The organism is Bacteroidia bacterium (genome assembly GCA_037045145.1).
Taxonomy (GTDB): Bacteria; Bacteroidota; Bacteroidia; order AKYH767-A; family OLB10; genus OLB10.
Genome location: JBAOIA010000012.1, coordinates 576,832 through 594,889 on the forward strand (window position 1 = coordinate 576,832; position 18,058 = coordinate 594,889).

Below are 18,058 nucleotides of genomic sequence, written 5' to 3' on the forward strand. Positions count from 1 at the left end.
TCTGTTTATAATTCATCTTTTGTATCGGAGGTAAATTCTTCCATTTGGCAGCCGCCAAAGATTGGTTGATTAGCTTTTTTACTTTTAAAGTTTCGCAATAGGCAATTTGCAATAAGTAAGCAATTGTCAATTGCACATTGCTAATTGTCAATTAATATAAAAATGTTAAACAAAATCATTGCGTTCAGCATAAAGAACAAATTCATCATTGCCTTGATGACACTTGCACTCATTGTTTGGGGAGTGTGGAGTGCAAATAAGTTATCTATTGATGCCGTACCCGACATCACCAACAATCAGGTACAAATCATCACGGTTTGTCCTACTCTTGCCGGTCAAGAGGTAGAACAGTTGGTAACTTATCCTATTGAACAAAGCATTACCAACCTTCCGGACCTGGAAGAGCTTCGAAGCATTTCCCGTTTCGGGCTTTCGGTAATTACCGTTGTGTTCAATGATAACGTTGACATTTACTTTGCCAGACAACTCATAAATGAAAGACTGAAAGAAGCTGAAGAAAATATACCTAATGGAGTTGGTAAACCGGAATTAGCACCTGTCAGTACAGGATTAGGAGAAGTGTATCAATACATCATACACCCTAAGAAAGGAAGTGAAGAAAAATATTCTGCAATGGATTTGCGAACCATGCAGGATTGGATTGTTGCCCGGCAGCTTTACGGCACTCCCGGTATTGCAGAAGTAAATTCTTTTGGTGGTGAACTCAAGCAATATGAGGTGGCGGTTAATCCCGACAGATTGCTGGCGATGGATATTACCATCCCTGAAATTTTTTCTGCACTTGAAAAAAACAATGAGAACACAGGTGGTGCATACATTGACAAAAAACCAAACGCCTATTTCATTCGAGGAGTTGGATTGATAGGCTCGTTTGACGACATCAAAAATATTGTCGTTAAAACAAATCCCAACGGCATTCCTATTTTAATTAAAGATGTTGCAGAAGTTCGTTTTGGTAGTGCCGTGCGTTATGGAGCAATGACTTACAACGGAGAAAAAGATGTGGTAGGTGGCGTGGTGATGATGCTCAAAGGATACAATAGCGCAGAAGTCGTAAAGAGCATTAAAGGAAAAATAAATACCATACAGAAATCATTGCCGGAAGATGTGATAATTGAACCCTTTCTTGACAGAACAGATTTGGTGAGCCGTGCCATCGGCACAGTAGAAAAAAATTTACTGGAAGGTGCGCTCATTGTTATTTTCGTATTGGTTCTATTTCTCGGAAACCTTCGTGCAGGTTTGATAGTCGCAAGCGCCATTCCTCTTTCCATGCTATTTGCTTTGGGAATGATGAATGTGTTTGGTGTAAGTGCAAACCTTATGAGTTTAGGAGCAATTGATTTTGGTTTAATTGTGGACGGTGCTGTGATAATTGTAGAAGCGATTGTGCATCAATTAGCAATAGGCAATAGGCAATCAGCAATGAGTAATGAGCAATTGGCTTTGAGCAAAAATGTTAGTAAGGGACTACCAATAAACCAGCAGCAAATGGACAAAACAGTCTTTGAAAGTGCAAAGCGGATGATGAGCAGCGCATCATTCGGGCAAATTATCATCCTTATTGTTTATCTGCCTTTGCTTTCGCTAATCGGTATTGAAGGAAAAATGTTTCGCCCGATGGCGCAAACAGTTTCGTTTGCCATCCTAGGCGCATTCATTCTCTCTCTCACTTATATTCCGATGGCTTCTGCTTTGCTGTTGAGCAAAAAAACCACTCACAAAAAGAATATTTCAGACCGAATGATGGATTTTTTTCAGCGCATATACACTCCGCTTCTTGAAAAATCAATTCGCTGGAAAAGAACTGTTATCATGGCAACCGTATTTGTCTTTGCGGTTTCTGTTTTCATCTTTTCAAAAATGGGTGGTGAGTTTATTCCCACTTTGCAGGAAGGCGATTTTGCTTTTCACTGCATACTGCCACAAGGAACTTCGCTTTCGCAAAGTTTGGAAACCTCCATGCAGGCATCACGGCTTATAAAAGAGTTTGATGAAGTGAAAATGGTGGTCGGAAAAACAGGAAGTGCCGAAGTACCAACCGACCCCATGCCACCTGAAACAACAGATATGATAATTGTTCTGAAACCACAGAATGAATGGAAGCGTGATATATCGTATGATGAATTAGCTGATGAGATTTACGAAAAGCTGGAAGTAATTCCCGGAGTGTTCTTTGAAAAAAGCCAACCCATACAAATGCGTTTTAATGAACTCATGACAGGAATCCGTCAGGATGTTGCAGTAAAAATATTTGGTGAAAACATGGATACACTGCTAAGCTATGCAAATAAAGTAAATGAGGTTGTGCAAAATGTAGAAGGAGCAACAGAGCCAAGTGTTGAAAGGGTTTCGGGGCTGCCGCAAATCGTAATTAAATACAATCGTTCACAAATTGCCAATTACGGTTTGAACATTAAAGACATCAATCAAATTGTCAGCACAGCATTTGCAGGGAGTAAAGCAGGTGTTGTTTTTGAGAACGAACGTAAATTTGATTTAGTGGTTCGTTTGGACAGTATGCACCGGGAAAATATTGAAGATGTAAACCACTTGTATATCCCAACTGCCAACGGGGCACAAATTCCACTTTCGCAAGTAGCAGTAATAAAAATGGAGTTAGGTGCTGCACAAATAAGCCGCGAAGGTGGCAAACGCAGAATAGTTATCGGCTTTAATGTAAAAGACAGAGATGTGGCAAGTGTTGTTGAGGACATTGAAAAACAACTGAACGAAAAAGTAAAATTGCCGGAAGGATATTACTACACTTATGGAGGAACATTTGAAAATCTACAAGCGGCAAGCAAGCGGTTGCTGATAGCTGTTCCTGTTGCGTTGGCACTAATTTTCATGTTATTGTATTTAACTTTCAACTCCATAAAACAGGCAATGTTAATTTACACAGCTATCCCAATGAGTGCAATCGGTGGCGTATTTGCATTACTCATACGCGATATGCCTTTCAGTATTTCGGCAGGCGTTGGTTTCATTGCATTGTTCGGAGTTGCCGTGCTAAATGGAATTGTTTTAATCGGAACATTTAATCAATTAGAAAAAGAAGGTATGACAGACATTCTTAAAAGAATAAAAGAAGGAACAAAAATCCGTTTGCGTCCAGTGCTTATGACAGCCACTGTTGCTTCCTTAGGATTTTTGCCTATGGCACTTTCTCACAGTGCAGGAGCAGAAGTACAAAAGCCTCTTGCAACAGTTGTGATTGGTGGTTTGATAACGGCAACCTTCCTTACACTTTTTGTTCTACCACTACTCTACATTTTGTTTTCAGGAAGAAAAAACAATAAGCAATCAGCAACAGGCAATCGGCAAATGCTTACAACAATTTTCTTTTTGCTTATTGCCTGTTGCTTATTGCCTGTTGCCTCACGTGCACAATCAACTCTCACAATTGAACAAGCCCTTTCACTTGCACTTAAAAGCAATTTGAAAATTCAATCGCAACAACTCAATGTGCAATCTTCAACTGCATTGAAGAAATCTGTTTTTGAATTGCCTAAAACAGAAGTCAATTTTCAGTACGGACAATACAACAGCATTCAGAAAGACAATGGTTTCAACATTCAGCAAACTATTCCTTTTCCGACTTACTACTCCGTAAAATCCAAATTGTATAAAGCTGAAATGCTGGGAACTCAGTTTTCGCAACAGACAACAGCGAACGAAATTACCGCGCAGGTAAAAATGTATTACTATCAGTTGTTGTATTTGCAGCAAACAAAAACTGAGTTGCAAAAATTGGATAGCTTGTATTCCAACTTTGTAAAAGCTGCTACACTACGCTACACTGCAGGTGAAACAAATTTATTGGAGAAAACCACAGCTGAAACAAAACGAGGTGAACTTCAATTATTACTTTCGCAAAACGAAACGGGCATTACATCAGCATACAATTCATTGAAAATGCTGTTAAACACACCTGATGATTTTTCAATAAGCAGCAATGAATTATTTCAGCCGCTTTCACTCTCTACTACATTTGACACTTCACTCATTGCAAACAATCCGTCATTAAAATTGATGTATCAGCAGGCACTCATTGCAGATCAAAACAAAAAAGTGGAAACAGCACAAACGCTCCCCGATTTTAAAGTAGGTTACATGAACCAGAGTATAATAGGTTTTCAGAATGTGAACGGAGCTGATGTTTACTTTGACAAAAGTCAACGCTTCACAGGATTTAATGTTGGCATCACTGTTCCGTTAACCTTTTTGAGTAACGCTAAAAAAATAAAATCGCTAGCACTCAAACAGCAAGCATTACAAAAAGAAGCCGATAACAGCAAACTCTTATTGCAATCCCAATTGAAAAACGCTTTTGCAGAATACCATCAGTACTTACTCCACTACAATTATTACAGGAATACTGCCATGTCAAACGCTGAAACAATCATCAGCACAGCAACACTTTCATTTAATAACGGTGAAATTAATTATCTGGAATATGCAGCCGCTTTGCAGAATGCAACAACTATCAAAACAGGCTACTTGCAAAGTATTAATGAAGTAAATCAATCCATCATCAACATCAATTTCTTAATAAATCAATAGGCAACTTGCAATAAGCAACTTGCAACTAAAACTTAAAATAATGGCAAGCTACAATTTCAAAAACACTGCAGTTTACAAAAAAGCGTTTTCACTTTCAATGGAAATATTTGAAGTCAGCAAATCATTTCCAAAAGCTGAGACCTATTCGCTTACAGATCAAATAAGAAGAAGTTCAAGAAGTGTTTGTGCAAACCTTGCAGAAGCAAATCGTAAGAAAAGATACCCTGCTAATTTCATTTCAAAACTTACCGATTGCGATGCTGAGAATTCCGAAACAGGCGTATGGCTTGACTTCGCCTTAGAATGCAAATACATCACGCAGGTGATTTATAAAACACTGATTGCAAAAAATGAAGAAGTAGGAAAACTATTATATCACATGCTTAATAACCCTGATAAATATTAAAATCAATTAGCAACATGCAATAAGCAAGTTGTTAATCTATTCAAACAATAAATTAAAAAATCAAAAATGAAATATCAAATAAATAAATCATCAAGAACTGCAAATTGCACATTGCCCATTGCATTTTGTCTATTGCTTATTGCCTATTGCCTATTTTTGTCTTCCTGTGGAAATAAAAACAATACAGTAGCACATGAAGGCGAAGAACATCATGGCAAACATGATAACACTTCAACTGTTGTACTCACAGCAGAGCAAATGAAATCCATCGGCATTGAGTTGGGAACATTAGAAAAGAAGCAACTCACTGCATCACTCAAAACCAATGGAATTTTAAAAGTGCCCAATCAAAACCGAGCAAATGCTACGGCATCGCTTGGCGGGACAGTCAAAAATATTTTGATTCAGACCGGTACAAGTGTGAGCAAAGGACAAACCATTGCAACCATAAGCAATAATACTTTTATCACCATGCAAGAAGAGTATTTAAGCACCCTTGCAAAAACCGAATTGGCAAATGCAGAATATGACAGGCAGAAAACTCTCAAAGAAGGAAATGCAGCATCACAAAAAATATTTCAGCAAGCCGAAGCAGAACTCAAATCACTACAAGCCAAAAAATCAAGTTTGCAAAAACAGTTGGAATTAATCGGTATCAGCACCCATTCACTCACAGTTAACAACATTCAGTCGGCAGTTAACATCACAAGCCCGATTAATGGAACAATAAGCAATATCATGGTCAACATAGGAACTTATGTTGAAGCAAACAATCCTATAGCAGAAATTGTTGATAACAGTCAGTTGCATTTGGATTTGTATGTATATGAAAAAGATTTGCAGAAGCTCAAAGAAGGACAGATAATACATTTTACGCTTACAAATAACCCAGGCAAAGAGTATGATGCAAAAATTTACGCAATCTCAAACACATTTGAAGAACACACAAAAGCTGTTGCTGTTCATGCTACAGTGCTAGGAAACAAAACAGGTTTGATTGACGGTATGAGTATCACCGCTATTGTAAGCTTGGAAAATGCAACTGTTGATGCAGTTCCTACAAATGCAATCGTAAATAATGAAGGTCAAGACTTTATTTTTATAGTCGTAAATGAAAACAAGGCAGAGCTTCAAAGCGAAGAAGCAGAACACAAGCACGATGAACATGGGCATACACATGATGAAGTTGAAAAAGCAAAACCAACCAAAGATGAAACAACATTTGAAAAGATTCTTGTCAAGAAAGGAACAACAGATGTTGGGTATTCAGAAATTACTTTGCTTAAAGACATTCCAGCAAATAGCAAAATAGTTGTAAATGGTGCATTCTTTATTCTTGCAAAAATGACCAATCAAGGTGAAGCTCACGAACATTAAAAACCTCTTAACATAAAATACTCTAAACGTTACTTAAGAAAAGAGATTTAGATTTTCAAATCGCAATTTTATTCCCTTGTTACGGTTTGAATTTTTATACCATCTATTTTTATACAATTAAATTTTATAAAAGAGCTAACAAATGGCAGAAGCAAAAATAAAATCTTTTAAATCAAAAAAAGTGTGGCGAGCTTGGTTGAAAAAAAACCAAGATTTGCAAGAAGGTATATGGCTTCAGGTATATAAAATAGATTCCGGTGTTGAGTCAATAAAAATTACAGAAGCATTAGACGAAGCTCTTTGCTTTGGCTGGATTGATGGACAAAGAAAAAGTTATGATGAACAATCTTATCTTCAAAAATATACACCACGCAGAGCACAAAGCATTTGGTCGAAACGTAATATTTCTCTTGTAGAAAATTTAATCGAAAAAGGGCAAATTACAATCCGAGGTTTTGCTGAAATTGAAAAAGCTAAAGCAGATGGTCGTTGGGCAAGAGCATACGACTCTCATTCCACAATGACGGAACAAGAAGACTTATTGAAAGAATTAAAAAAAGACAAAACTGTCAAAGTCTATTACGAATCACTAAACAAGACTAACAAATTTGCCATCAATTTCAGACTACAAACCGCCAAGAAGCCCGAAACACGAGTAAAACGATTGCAAGAGATTATGGCTATGTTAAGAGCCGGCAAGAAGTTTTATTAAATATCTTAATTCTTAAATACACCATTACCAAACACTTGGCCGAGCACAAACTTACTCCACAAATTCTTGTGGATATTGAAAGCTCATAACAATAACAATAAAGTGACCTGACGGGTAATACAAGTATGACCAATGACAATGAAATTGTACTTGCTGTGTTTGGTTCGTAAGAACTCAGGACTTTTATAAACTCAGTAGAACTTTATTATTTCGTTTCTACAAAACACTAAGTAACATTAATGCACTTAATATATTTTTTTAAAGCTATTTCAGCCAATTTAATTTCTTAGATTTACTGATGCCATACTTTAGTGACAGGGTTACCCAACAGCCTGCAACAAAAGGAAAAGTAAACACCCCTCCTACTTCATTCAGACATTGTGTAAAGATTAAAACAAAATGAATCAGCAGTGTTATTACAACTGCAATCAATATCCAAACAATATCAGACCATTTATTTCCAGCAAAAGCAATTGCTGAAAGAACAGCATTGAACCCAAAAGTCCCTGACGTAATATCGTTGAGTGAATAGCCCAGCATAAAAGCAACTACTCCACCTGCAAATGATGCGATAAGTCCAGAACAAGCTGCAACAGGTGATGAAATAAAAACAGCTATAAAAAATAAAATACCGGAAATAAAATATTCCTGAAAAATTACCTGTCCAAAGCCATTGGTGCCGGCAAGTACAATAGTGGCTTGCGATTTAAAAGAAATTGTTTCATGTAAATTCAACTGAGCCCAACCAAATTTACTAACTAAAAAATAAATTACCCAAGTAGTTACAATGAATGGGAATGTATATACAGGAATATTTCTTTGAATGAAATAATGCTGCAACAAAGCAGCAAGGATAGCTCCTGCAACAACCAAAGTCCAAATCAGAAAGGTGCTTTCAAACAAAAAGATCAACACAACGCCTGTCAATGCGGCACTAAAACCATAAAGCCCCTCCTCGATTTCATTCACTTCATATTTTAGAAGATAAGCCGTTCCGGTTCCAACAATTGCAGCCAGCATTGCAGCCAAGCCACACCACAAGTTACCAATAAGAATTCCAATAGTAAAAAGTATACCGGTAATGATGTTTCTGCAAAGAAAAATCTGACCCATACCAATAAAAACTGATTTAAAAAACAGTCTCATTTTTGAAATTAGCATTTATATTTTACAGATATATTCAATAAATAAACCTACATATTGTGACACAACTTGTAAGTTCATCAACCGCTTTTTTTTCTAATACTTCGTAAACTTTATACATGATGACTCTAATTCATCATCGTAAATCTTCAAAAAATAAATACCGGAAGAAAGCATTGCTACATTTAAAGAATATTCTTCATCAGACAGGTTAAGTTTATTGGTATTTAAAATTAACCTTCCGTCAGTTGTAAATACTTGCAATGAGGATACTTTTTTACTTGAAATAAATGTCAATATATCGAAAACAGGATTAGGAGAAACATTCAACACATTTGAAGAGCCCGGTGATAATAAACCTGAAGTTGTAACTGAAACTGTTTTTACAACAGTATCTGCAATACCACAAACAGAATCAGATGCAATCAACGTAACTTGAAATGTACCGGATGATAAATACGTATGTGCAGGATTTATTTGTGTGCTACTATTGCCATCTCCAAACGACCAGTTATAAGTAGTGGCATTTTGCGAACCATTGAAAAAGCTGACTGTATTAGCAACTGATGAAACATTAAAGTCAGCAACCAATGAATCATACTGAAACCAAAAACTCAGGCTATCAAATGCCACTTCCTTTGCCACTGTCTTAATTGTAGCAGCATCTGTTGCCGTAACTGTATAATTATATGTTGCCAACTGCGGATTTTTTCCAAACATAACAGAGTAAAAACTGCATGCTGCAGCAAAAGATCCATTATTGTTTGGATGACTTCCATCGCTTGCATAAAGGTTTAGTGCTGGAAAGTCCGCTCTTATTTTAAACCATACTTTGGCTACAGGCGATATAGCAGCATGGTTGTCTTGGGCCATTATGGTATATCTTAACTGCAATAAACTATCCATACCAAAATAAGTACACAATGGTGGAAAAAACTGACAATTAGTTGCATCGCCATTTTGCCGTCCCCATGTCATGTAAAAAAGTGTAGTTGCACAGGGGCTTCCAGCCTTTACCATACTATCTAAAGCCGCTGCATAAGGATAAACCTGAATTGCTACATCATTATCAGGAAATGATGGCAACTGACTTTGTTCCTGAAGGATAACATAATCCCAATTACCGGCCTGAAGTAAGCTGATAGTAGTAGCATTGGTTGTGTGCATTTGAAATGTATATCCACCGGGTGCATTCTTACTATATATAAGCGTATCACCTGTAGAAAGTGCTATCTGTTTAACTATCTCAGGTAAGTTATTCACATCGGTATAGCTGTTGCCAATAAACAATGCCCTTACTGTTTTACCATCTACAGCATGTGTAGAAAACAATAATGCGAAAATTAAATATGAAATTATTCTCAAGGCACAAAAAGAATTAAAGGTTAAAGTCACCGGCAGCTTCAGGCTGATATATGATTTCATCAATGCGTATTCTTGTTAAGCCAGCAGGTACAATCCACTCAACTTCATCATTAACTTTATAACCGATGAGTGCGGTTGCAATTGGTGAAAAAATAGAAATTTTATTTTCCTTAATATTAGCTTGTTCCGGATATACTATTTGAAACTGAATTGTTTTGTCATTATTTAAAAAACTCAATTTCACGATTGAGTTCATGGTGACTACATCTGAAGGTATTGCTTCCGGTTCAACAATTTTAGCTGCATCTAACTCCTGCAGCAACTTTTCTGCTTCTGCATTAGTTATTGACTTAAACTGCTTTGCATCACTTATTGATTTTTTAATGCGGGCATAATCCAAACGATTAATTATCAACTTACTCATAAAATTTGTAATATAAAATTAAGCTGCAAAGATAAGTTATTATAAAATATGGGATTGATTCTAAAAGTTGAAAAAGACGTGTTTATTGTAATAAAAAAGCTATTTTGGAAGTTATTCCTTTAATACATGTTCAGGGCAGTCAATACGAAGTTCATTTGTAAGCAGTTTACGGTTTAATAATTTACAAAAATGATTCTCTCCATTTTCAGTCAACTCATGATGTGTACACGTTAAACACATACGCTGAATGGTGATGACACCCGTTTTGTTGAGATGAGTAATAATATTGAGAAGGCTCAAAAGCATGTTTTCTTTTTCCTCTTCATCAAGTTTTGCAATTGGCTTATGAAATTCCTTACTAAACAAAGCAGTTTCTGTTGCAATAGTTTGTCCGGACTTTGTTAATTGAATAGAGTAGCTTCTGTTATCAAACTCTTCGTACACTTTTTGAATGAGTTTTTTTTGCTCTAATATTTTCACTGTTTCACTGATAGTAGCCTTAGTCATATTAAACTCATCTGCCAGATAACTTACCTTGCATTTATCTATACTGTGATGGAGCAAAAAAATTAATACCTGTATTTGAATCGGGCTTAGTGAAAAATCTTTACTCTCCTGCCAAAGTAAAACTCGAAACGCCTGTGAAATTCTTTCGAGTACAGCAACAATACGTCCATCAATATTTCTATTCTGAAAGTTCAGGTCAAAATCCGATTTGCTCATTAGAGAATTTAAATACTGGAGAAAAATACAATATTCTTACTTACAATTTTCCATTTCATAAATAAAATACCCTTGCTTTTCAACAGCCTCTTGCCAATCAGGTTTAACAGTTTCTATGTGACAAAACCTGCATTCCTTAGAAGAGAGCGGCTGTCCCTCCTGCCCTTTTGATTTCAAATAAGTTTTACCATAATTATAAATCACCGTTGTATCTTTCATTTCAGAAGGTACTATAATGTCGAAATGCATAATTGTTTTATCCTTCTTAGTTACATAGGTATCCCATACCGCTACTTTCATATTTTTTGCTTTTGTTATTTGTGCTGACACTAATGCAGGTACAGACACAAGAATTAATAATGCTATTGCCTTTGCTAATTTCATTTCTAAAGTAGAAATTTGTCCCACAAAGGTAGTTATCCTAACTATGTGGGACAAATTTTTAACCTTTTACATCTGCCATTGATGCTCCAAAGTTAATGTGCAATACATGACCTGCAGGTGTTACTAAAGCTGGTACTGATTTCACACCTTTACTTTCTGCCTCTGCAATACGGCTACGATTTTCACCAATGTGAACAACCTCTACATTGTTGGCTCCAATTAAATTTACAATGTCGTGCTCTGCACTGACACATACAGAGCATCCTGCATGATAAAAAACTGATTTACTCATTTTGTTTGTGTTATGATGTTATTTGGCATTATTACCGCTGCAAATATAGTTAGGTTTCCTAACTATCATACAACTTCTTGCATTTTTTTTCTATTTTCATCTTATCAACTAAATTAAAAAAAGGAAAATATTAAAACTACTAACGGATTTGGCTTTCAAAAAAAACTCAGCCTTATAAATTCCAAAAAAAAAAAATTACTTTGAAAACATTAAGGTTGCTTTTGAAAAAGAGACATGAACAGTCCGCCCATTAAAGCGCCATAAAAAGAGCTGTTCATTGCATTTGAAGTAATTGCACATACACCGTCATGGCAGCCTTCAAACTTCCAATACAAATACCCTCCGGCAGCACCGGCAAGAACACCTGCAATGATTAACCAATTTGCACGTAAAAATTCTTTCATGCTTATTTTATTCTTTAAATTTAATTTTCCACATTCCTCTTAAATCATCTTGGTTATATCCAACTGCCTTATCATCAGGATATTTTTCATTTATCAGTGCTAATGTTTTCGTTTCAATATCAGCACTACTGCCATGACATTTTAAGCAAGTTGGCATTCCTATCTTAATAGGTTTATAATACACCACTTCTCCTGAAGAATTTTGTTCGACAAAACTTGAAGAAGACGATTTTATTTTTTGCCATGCCAGACTATCATCTAACATTCTAATTGCATTATCCGGATTTCTATTCTTATTGCTCAATCGCTGAATTTGAACATGGTATAATGCAGAAACAGAATCTGTAATTGGTATGGCATTCATATTGCAAAAGCCGATTGCAAATTCCGTACCACCATGATTTATTGCTGTGGCAACATTCTTCAACAACACACCTTGCATAATATCAGATATACTATCTCCTTGAGTTACAAACTCCTTCTCTTGTTGCTCTGTTAGTGTTTCTCTCTGCCCCATTTTACATGAACTGAAAACAACAGAAAAAAGAAATAAAATTACAACTACCTTTTGCATCTCTTAAATCTTATCTGAATTTTTAAATTGCGCTTTATCATTGGCATCAGCAGGCATTTTACAACTTCCAGAATAACAACAGCCTGCATTAAAAAACGCCATCATCGTAAACAGTACGCCCAAGGTTGAAATTAACCAACTTTTGTCCTGTACACCCTGAATGATTATGAAAATTCCCAAAGTCAACCGTATGAAACGCATCCAATTCCATCCTGAAAAAATTTTACCCATTCTATTCTACATTAATTAATTTAAAATTGTCAATTAACTCAGTGTCATCCCACACTAAGCTTATTTGAAATAAGAAATTTAAAAATCTAATCTAATTACTTCTTTTGTAATTCTATAAACAACTCTGTTCCTGCACGAGGATTAATGCTATTTAAACATGGTAACATCTTTAGATGAAACAATGGATTAAATAATTGTTCGTATTCCGCTCTGCTTCCACCAAACGGTGGTCCTTCTTTTTCAAACATTATATCAAACAAGAGACCTACAATTCTTCCATTAGGGTTCAAAACTTCTGCTGCTTGATGCACATACTCTTTACGTTTGCCTGGAGGTATTGCACAAAAAAATGTTTGTTCAATTAAAATATCAAACTTCTCTCTTATGGTGAAAAAATCAGCACAAAGAATCCTTACATTTGAATTCCCGGCAAACTTATTCCTTAATATTTCCACAGCTTTTGGCGCAATATCAACCAGAGTTATATTTTTAAAGCCAGCATTCACTAAGAACTCTGCTTCATAAGCATTGCCACAACCCGGTATGAGAACAGCAATCTCCTTTTCAGAAAACTTACTAAAATATTCTGAAATTGCCGGAGATGGGTAACCTATATCCCAACCCGTTTCTTTTGCTTCCCATCTTTCATTCCAAAAGGATTGTTTTGATGAATCGTTTGTCTGAGAATCATTACTAACAGGCACTGTGTTTTTATTTTGCATTTTGGATTTTAATAATATCATTAACGGTACCGCCATTGATAACATTTATTATTCCATTTTGTTCGAGAATATTCTTTGCTTGCATACTTCTCATACCACTTTTACAAAACACCACAATTTTTGACTTGTTTTTAAACTTTGACAACTGGCTTCCTATTCTATCTAATGGAATATTTACTGCACCCGAGGCACTACCACCGGCAAACTCTGCCGGAGTACGTACATCAATAAGAAATGCGCCTTGTTTTACTGCTTCTGTAAGTTGAGTATTCTCCATACCCAGCATGTTTTTAATTAATCCAATCATTTTTTATTTTAATTTAACTGTTAGAAATTTACAATGCTCCTAAATTGCACAAGCCATTTGTCGTTCACTAACTGTAGCCTCATTGCAGGCTACCCATTCCTTCATGCCACCTGCATAGTTCCACACATTTTTAAAGCCATATTTATGCAATAAAGAAAAAGCAATTGCTGAACGATCTCCCGCCTGACAATGTATAACCACTTGCTTCTTCTTATTAATCTTCTTAAGATTTTGCGTTAAGGTTCCAACAAAAATGTGTTCAGCCCCTTCAACATGACCTGCTTCAAATTCTGTTAAACCACGCACATCAATGATTTGGTAACCTTCGTTATTAATTGTGTTTTTAAATTTTGACAAATTAATTACTTCTGATTTTTCCAATTCAATACCAAATGAAGAGACATCAGTCACGTAACCAAGCATATTATCCATTCCTATTCGCATGAGCTTTCTGGTTAAGTCAACAATAGTTTTATCTTCAGCAATCAAAATAAATTGTTGTTGATAATCAAGCAACCATCCCATCCAGGTTGAGAAAGAATTATTGCCCTGAATATTCAAACTTCCAGGTAAAAAGCCTTCTGCAAATTCAAACTTATTTCTGGTATCAATCACGGCTATACCTTTGTTGTAAGCCGACAGAAATTCTTCTTTAGACAATTTAGAATGCTTAGGCACTTCAACTAAAAGCGGACGAATTACTTTATTAAGGTGTTTCATCATTGCAAAATACTTTGGTGGCTCAGGTTGGTCAGCCAAAAGATAATCAACAAAGCCTTGCTCGTCATTACCATATTGAAATGCCCAGTTACGAATTTTTTCATAGCCGACAGTTGAACTGTGAACGGCACCTAAAGCCTTACCACAAGCTGAGCCGGCACCATGTGCAGACCATACCTGAACATACTCGGGTAATGCTTCAAATTTTTTCAAAGACTGAAACATTTGTCTGGCACCAACCTCTTTAGTTCCCATTATTCCTGCTGCTTTCTCTAACAAATCGGGGCGACCTATATCACCTACAAAAACAAAATCACCTGTAAAAACCATTACAGGCTTATCTGATGCCGGATGATCAGTCAGTAAAAAACTAATACTTTCCGGTGTATGACCCGGAGTGTGCATTACTTTTAAAGTAAGGTTGCCAACTGAAATTACATCACCATCTCTTACACCTTCATGATTGAATTCATATTGCCAGTCTTTACCACCTTCGTCAGATAAAAACATTTTTGCTCCTGTAGCAGCAGCAAGCTCTCGCGAGCCACATAAGAAATCTGCATGAATGTGCGTTTCTGTTATGTGAGTAATCTTCAGGTTGTTTTGTTTTGCAATTTCAAGATAAACATCAATGTCACGCTGTGCGTCAATTACAATTGCCTCACCTTTTGCCTGACAGCCTATGAAATAACTTCCCTGTGCTAAACTTTTGTCGTAAACGTGTTGAAAAAACATATTGCTATTATTTAAATATTATTGTTGTGTTTGTGTTTTGAAAGTATCTAAAATCCACATTGCAAAGTAAGTAATGATTTTTCAGATACTCTGTTACTCTTGTTACATTAACTGATTTTTGTAGTCATTATAATTTCTGTCTTCATTGAATTGGTAACCAAACACCCGGCTTTTGACTTTTCAGCAATACGTTGTGCTTTCTCTGCATCACTGCTGTCTTTTAGCTTCACCGCAGGAAACAATTCTGCCTGTGTTATCAAGTATTTACCCTCTACCATCTCGAGTTTGGCAACTGTGCGACAACTAAAATCTTCAAGTTCTACTTTAAAGTTTGCTGCTATTGCCAAATAGGTTGCCATATAGCAACTGTTGATTGCTGCAACAAATAAATGCTCCGGTGACCAAATGTTTGGAACTCCATTAGAAAATTCCGGTGGCGTAGCACACTCAATAGTTTTTTCAAGAATGGGCGATGACAACTCTCCAATTCTACCTTCTTTCCATTGTACATTTACTTCGTAATAATGTGTTTGTGACATATCTGTTATTTTAATTTTTAGTTACCAATACTAATTGTAAGTTGCCATTTATAATGACAGCACAAAATTGCCAATGCCAGACTGTTCTCACAGTGACATAAGTTACATTGTTGTTTGTTTTTTGCTAAAAACTAAATGAGATATATCATATTTTATTTCAAAACCACTGTATAGCAAACTAATTGTTCAAAAGCAGCGAAGTATTTATTTCAATGGAATTAGTTAATACTTTATGAACCGGACAAACATTGGCAATCTGTATCAGTCTGTCTTTTTGCTCATCGGAGAGGTTTCCTGAAAAACTTATCTTACGTTGAATAACTGTTTTGTTTTTAATTCTATCCCAACTAACAGAAATATCAGTATTCACATCAGTAAGTGGCCATTCTTTTCTGTCTGCATACATGCGTACTGTTATTGCTGTACATGCACTCAGTGCTGCGGCTAATAACTCAAATGGTGAAAACCCAAGATTTTTACCACCATTCTCTACCGGCTCATCAGCAATAAGCCTATTACCCGACTGCGATTCAATAGTCACTTTATAATTTTCTGTTCCAATATGTGATTTTACTTTTTCCATAAACTACGTTTTTAAAAAATTATTCAGACAAGCATAAAAACCAACAAGTTCTTTAACTTACTTTAGCTTCGTTTTTCAGGTAGTCAAAGTTTATTTCTTATGTATCTTGTAAATAGAAGGTAATTGCCAATTGAACTTTACAGCCACTAATCTGAAAACAACAATAAAAATAATACTTACCACTTCAATTATCATTTCATTCATCTGCAATCGTATTAAGGCAAAGTAAACAACACCACCTAAAATACAAGCTGTAGCATAAACTTCTTTTTGAAAAATCAAGGGGATATTGTTGAGCAAAATATCTCGAATGACTCCTCCAAAGCATGCAGTTATTGTTCCTAATGCAATACAAACGGCAGGATGAAAATCAAGCAGTATTCCCTTTTGAATGCCTACAACAGTAAACAGACCGATTCCAAGAGAGTCAAATGTCAGTAGTGTTTTTTGATAATTGCCAATGATGTTAGAAAAGAACATAGCTGCAAGTGTACTTAGTAACACTATCAAACCATAATTCAAATTATACATCCACGAGACAGGCAACTGTCCGATTAATACATCACGCAAGGTGCCACCACCCAATGCAGTTATAAAAGCAATAATAAAAACACCGAAGACATCGAGTTTCTTTTCCATTGCAGCAGATACACCAGAGATACTAAATACTGCTATCCCGGCAATATCAATTAGTTTTAGAAGTTCCAAAAAGGCTTATTTAAAACTTAGTTTCTTTAACATTTCATTGGTCATGTCATCAGAATAAACGCCATAGCCATTTACCAATAAACCTTTAAGTCCATATCTCTCTGATGAAATAGCATATAATATTGCTTCGTCTGCCGGATCCGACTGTCCTTCGAAACGATAGTAGGCATCTATCTGAAAATCGTCAGGAGATAACTTAATGCATCCGTTGCCAGAATCAATACCATCGCATTGGATATTAAAATCTTCTTTATAGCCTTTCAATCGCAACTCATTCATGCGTTCAGAAAGTGTGAGCATGTAACTTACCATAATTTTATAAAATAATATTGTTAAAGATCCTGTTTCTTTTTAAATTTTCCAAAAATAAATTGACAACATTACTATTGAACATGATTTAAAATACCTCTTTTACTACTCGTTCTTTTTCTATTCCGAGGATACTCATTTGTTTTTCAACAGCATCCATCATCGGCTCCGGCCCACAGAGATAAATATAGCCTTCACCGTCAATATGACGTTTCAAAAGCTCTTCTGTTATATAGCCATATTCAAAGCCTTCAAGTTTTTCTTCTGAAAGTATATTAATAAAATTCTTCCCTAATAATGCTTTGAACTTCTCTTCCTGAATAATATCTGCACGTGTTTTATTGGCAAATAATAGTTTATTATTTCCAACCTTACCATCTTTTTCTAACTGTTTATAAATAGCAATAAAAGGTGTAACACCTGCACCACCGGCTATAAATACGCCCTCGCCTTTATATGCTATGGTGCCAAAAACACCATGTAATAGCAATTCATCACCGGTCTTTAATGTCAGCAATTGATTGGTGACACCATTATGCTGTGGATAGGTTTTAATTGTAAATTCTATATATTTATCAGTTGGAAGTGAAGTAAAAGTAAATGCTCTTAACTCATTTTCCCAATTGGGTTTGTTGATTGAAATATCGGCAGCCTGACCTGCATGATAATTTATATTTTCAGGTTTTACTGTGGTGATATGCAATACGTCATGCGTAGCCTTTTCAATTGCAATTATCTTTAAATGTTCAACCATAATTTTTCCATATTTAATTCATTTTTTATCATGCAGAGTTAACATTCATGATATCGCAT

At 35.7% G+C, this 18,058-nt stretch carries 21 protein-coding genes; 4 read left to right on the forward strand and 17 right to left on the reverse strand.

All coding sequences use genetic code 11. The features are described 5' to 3' along the window. The first annotated feature begins 162 nt into the window (after window positions 1–162). The 4 genes from V9G42_11955 (at window position 163) to V9G42_11970 (ending at window position 7,082) form a co-directional block, all read left to right on the forward strand. A complete protein-coding gene (locus V9G42_11955) occupies window positions 163–4,587 on the forward strand; it encodes a CusA/CzcA family heavy metal efflux RND transporter (protein MEI2760135.1) in 4,425 nt (1,474 codons plus the stop codon). Window positions 4,588–4,627: 40 nt separating this feature from the next. Beyond that, window positions 4,628–4,993: a four helix bundle protein gene (locus V9G42_11960; protein ID MEI2760136.1), complete on the forward strand. Its 366-nt coding sequence runs from the start codon at window positions 4,628–4,630 to the stop codon at window positions 4,991–4,993. Between the two features lie 66 nt (window positions 4,994–5,059). Then, entirely contained in the window at window positions 5,060–6,370 is a 1,311-nt protein-coding gene (locus V9G42_11965) for an efflux RND transporter periplasmic adaptor subunit (protein MEI2760137.1), read from the forward strand. A 142-nt stretch (window positions 6,371–6,512) separates the two neighbouring features. Beyond that, entirely contained in the window at window positions 6,513–7,082 is a 570-nt protein-coding gene (locus tag V9G42_11970; protein MEI2760138.1) for a YdeI/OmpD-associated family protein, read from the forward strand. Window positions 7,083–7,346: 264 nt separating this feature from the next. Here V9G42_11970 and V9G42_11975 read toward each other — a convergent pair whose 3' ends face one another. The 17 genes from V9G42_11975 to V9G42_12055 form a co-directional block, all read right to left on the reverse strand. Then, window positions 7,347–8,228 carry an urea transporter gene (locus tag V9G42_11975; protein ID MEI2760139.1) on the reverse strand — a complete coding sequence of 294 codons (882 nt, stop codon included), beginning with the start codon at window positions 8,226–8,228 and terminating at the stop codon, window positions 7,347–7,349. Window positions 8,229–8,321: 93 nt separating this feature from the next. Further along, complete coding sequence (locus tag V9G42_11980; protein ID MEI2760140.1) at window positions 8,322–9,650, reverse strand: PKD domain-containing protein; 1,329 nt, start codon at window positions 9,648–9,650, stop codon at window positions 8,322–8,324. After that, window positions 9,604–10,014, reverse strand: coding sequence for a nucleoside diphosphate kinase regulator (gene rnk, locus V9G42_11985; GenBank protein ID MEI2760141.1), 411 nt, complete (start codon window positions 10,012–10,014; stop codon window positions 9,604–9,606). The genes V9G42_11980 and rnk overlap by 47 nt, the downstream gene beginning before the upstream one ends. Window positions 10,015–10,125: 111 nt before the next feature. Continuing rightward, complete coding sequence (locus V9G42_11990) at window positions 10,126–10,737, reverse strand: MarR family winged helix-turn-helix transcriptional regulator (protein MEI2760142.1); 612 nt, start codon at window positions 10,735–10,737, stop codon at window positions 10,126–10,128. A 36-nt stretch (window positions 10,738–10,773) separates the two neighbouring features. Continuing rightward, window positions 10,774–11,121 carry a DUF2024 family protein gene (locus tag V9G42_11995; GenBank protein ID MEI2760143.1) on the reverse strand — a complete coding sequence of 116 codons (348 nt, stop codon included), beginning with the start codon at window positions 11,119–11,121 and terminating at the stop codon, window positions 10,774–10,776. A 58-nt stretch (window positions 11,122–11,179) separates the two neighbouring features. Further along, window positions 11,180–11,413 (reverse strand): thioredoxin family protein, encoded by a 234-nt coding sequence (locus V9G42_12000; GenBank protein MEI2760144.1) that lies wholly within the window; start codon window positions 11,411–11,413, stop codon window positions 11,180–11,182. A 209-nt stretch (window positions 11,414–11,622) separates the two neighbouring features. After that, window positions 11,623–11,817 (reverse strand): DUF6132 family protein, encoded by a 195-nt coding sequence (locus tag V9G42_12005; GenBank protein MEI2760145.1) that lies wholly within the window; start codon window positions 11,815–11,817, stop codon window positions 11,623–11,625. Between the two features lie 7 nt (window positions 11,818–11,824). Beyond that, entirely contained in the window at window positions 11,825–12,391 is a 567-nt protein-coding gene (locus V9G42_12010; GenBank protein ID MEI2760146.1) for a DUF3365 domain-containing protein, read from the reverse strand. A gap of 3 nt (window positions 12,392–12,394) precedes the next feature. Then, complete coding sequence (locus V9G42_12015) at window positions 12,395–12,622, reverse strand: hypothetical protein (GenBank protein ID MEI2760147.1); 228 nt, start codon at window positions 12,620–12,622, stop codon at window positions 12,395–12,397. A 95-nt stretch (window positions 12,623–12,717) separates the two neighbouring features. Next, a complete protein-coding gene (locus V9G42_12020) occupies window positions 12,718–13,344 on the reverse strand; it encodes a methyltransferase domain-containing protein (GenBank protein MEI2760148.1) in 627 nt (208 codons plus the stop codon). Continuing rightward, window positions 13,334–13,651, reverse strand: a complete 318-nt coding sequence (locus V9G42_12025; protein ID MEI2760149.1) for a rhodanese-like domain-containing protein — start codon at window positions 13,649–13,651, stop codon at window positions 13,334–13,336. The genes V9G42_12020 and V9G42_12025 overlap by 11 nt, the downstream gene beginning before the upstream one ends. A 39-nt stretch (window positions 13,652–13,690) precedes the next feature. Then, window positions 13,691–15,106: an MBL fold metallo-hydrolase gene (locus V9G42_12030; GenBank protein MEI2760150.1), complete on the reverse strand. Its 1,416-nt coding sequence runs from the start codon at window positions 15,104–15,106 to the stop codon at window positions 13,691–13,693. A 107-nt stretch (window positions 15,107–15,213) separates the two neighbouring features. Beyond that, window positions 15,214–15,645 (reverse strand): OsmC family protein, encoded by a 432-nt coding sequence (locus V9G42_12035; GenBank protein MEI2760151.1) that lies wholly within the window; start codon window positions 15,643–15,645, stop codon window positions 15,214–15,216. A gap of 178 nt (window positions 15,646–15,823) precedes the next feature. Beyond that, a complete protein-coding gene (locus V9G42_12040; protein ID MEI2760152.1) occupies window positions 15,824–16,228 on the reverse strand; it encodes an OsmC family protein in 405 nt (134 codons plus the stop codon). Window positions 16,229–16,318: 90 nt separating this feature from the next. Beyond that, window positions 16,319–16,936, reverse strand: a complete 618-nt coding sequence (locus V9G42_12045) for a trimeric intracellular cation channel family protein (GenBank protein MEI2760153.1) — start codon at window positions 16,934–16,936, stop codon at window positions 16,319–16,321. Between the two features lie 6 nt (window positions 16,937–16,942). Then, window positions 16,943–17,236: a phosphoribosylpyrophosphate synthetase gene (locus tag V9G42_12050; GenBank protein ID MEI2760154.1), complete on the reverse strand. Its 294-nt coding sequence runs from the start codon at window positions 17,234–17,236 to the stop codon at window positions 16,943–16,945. Window positions 17,237–17,333: 97 nt separating this feature from the next. Beyond that, entirely contained in the window at window positions 17,334–17,999 is a 666-nt protein-coding gene (locus tag V9G42_12055; protein ID MEI2760155.1) for an FAD-binding oxidoreductase, read from the reverse strand. Window positions 18,000–18,058 lie beyond the last annotated feature (59 nt).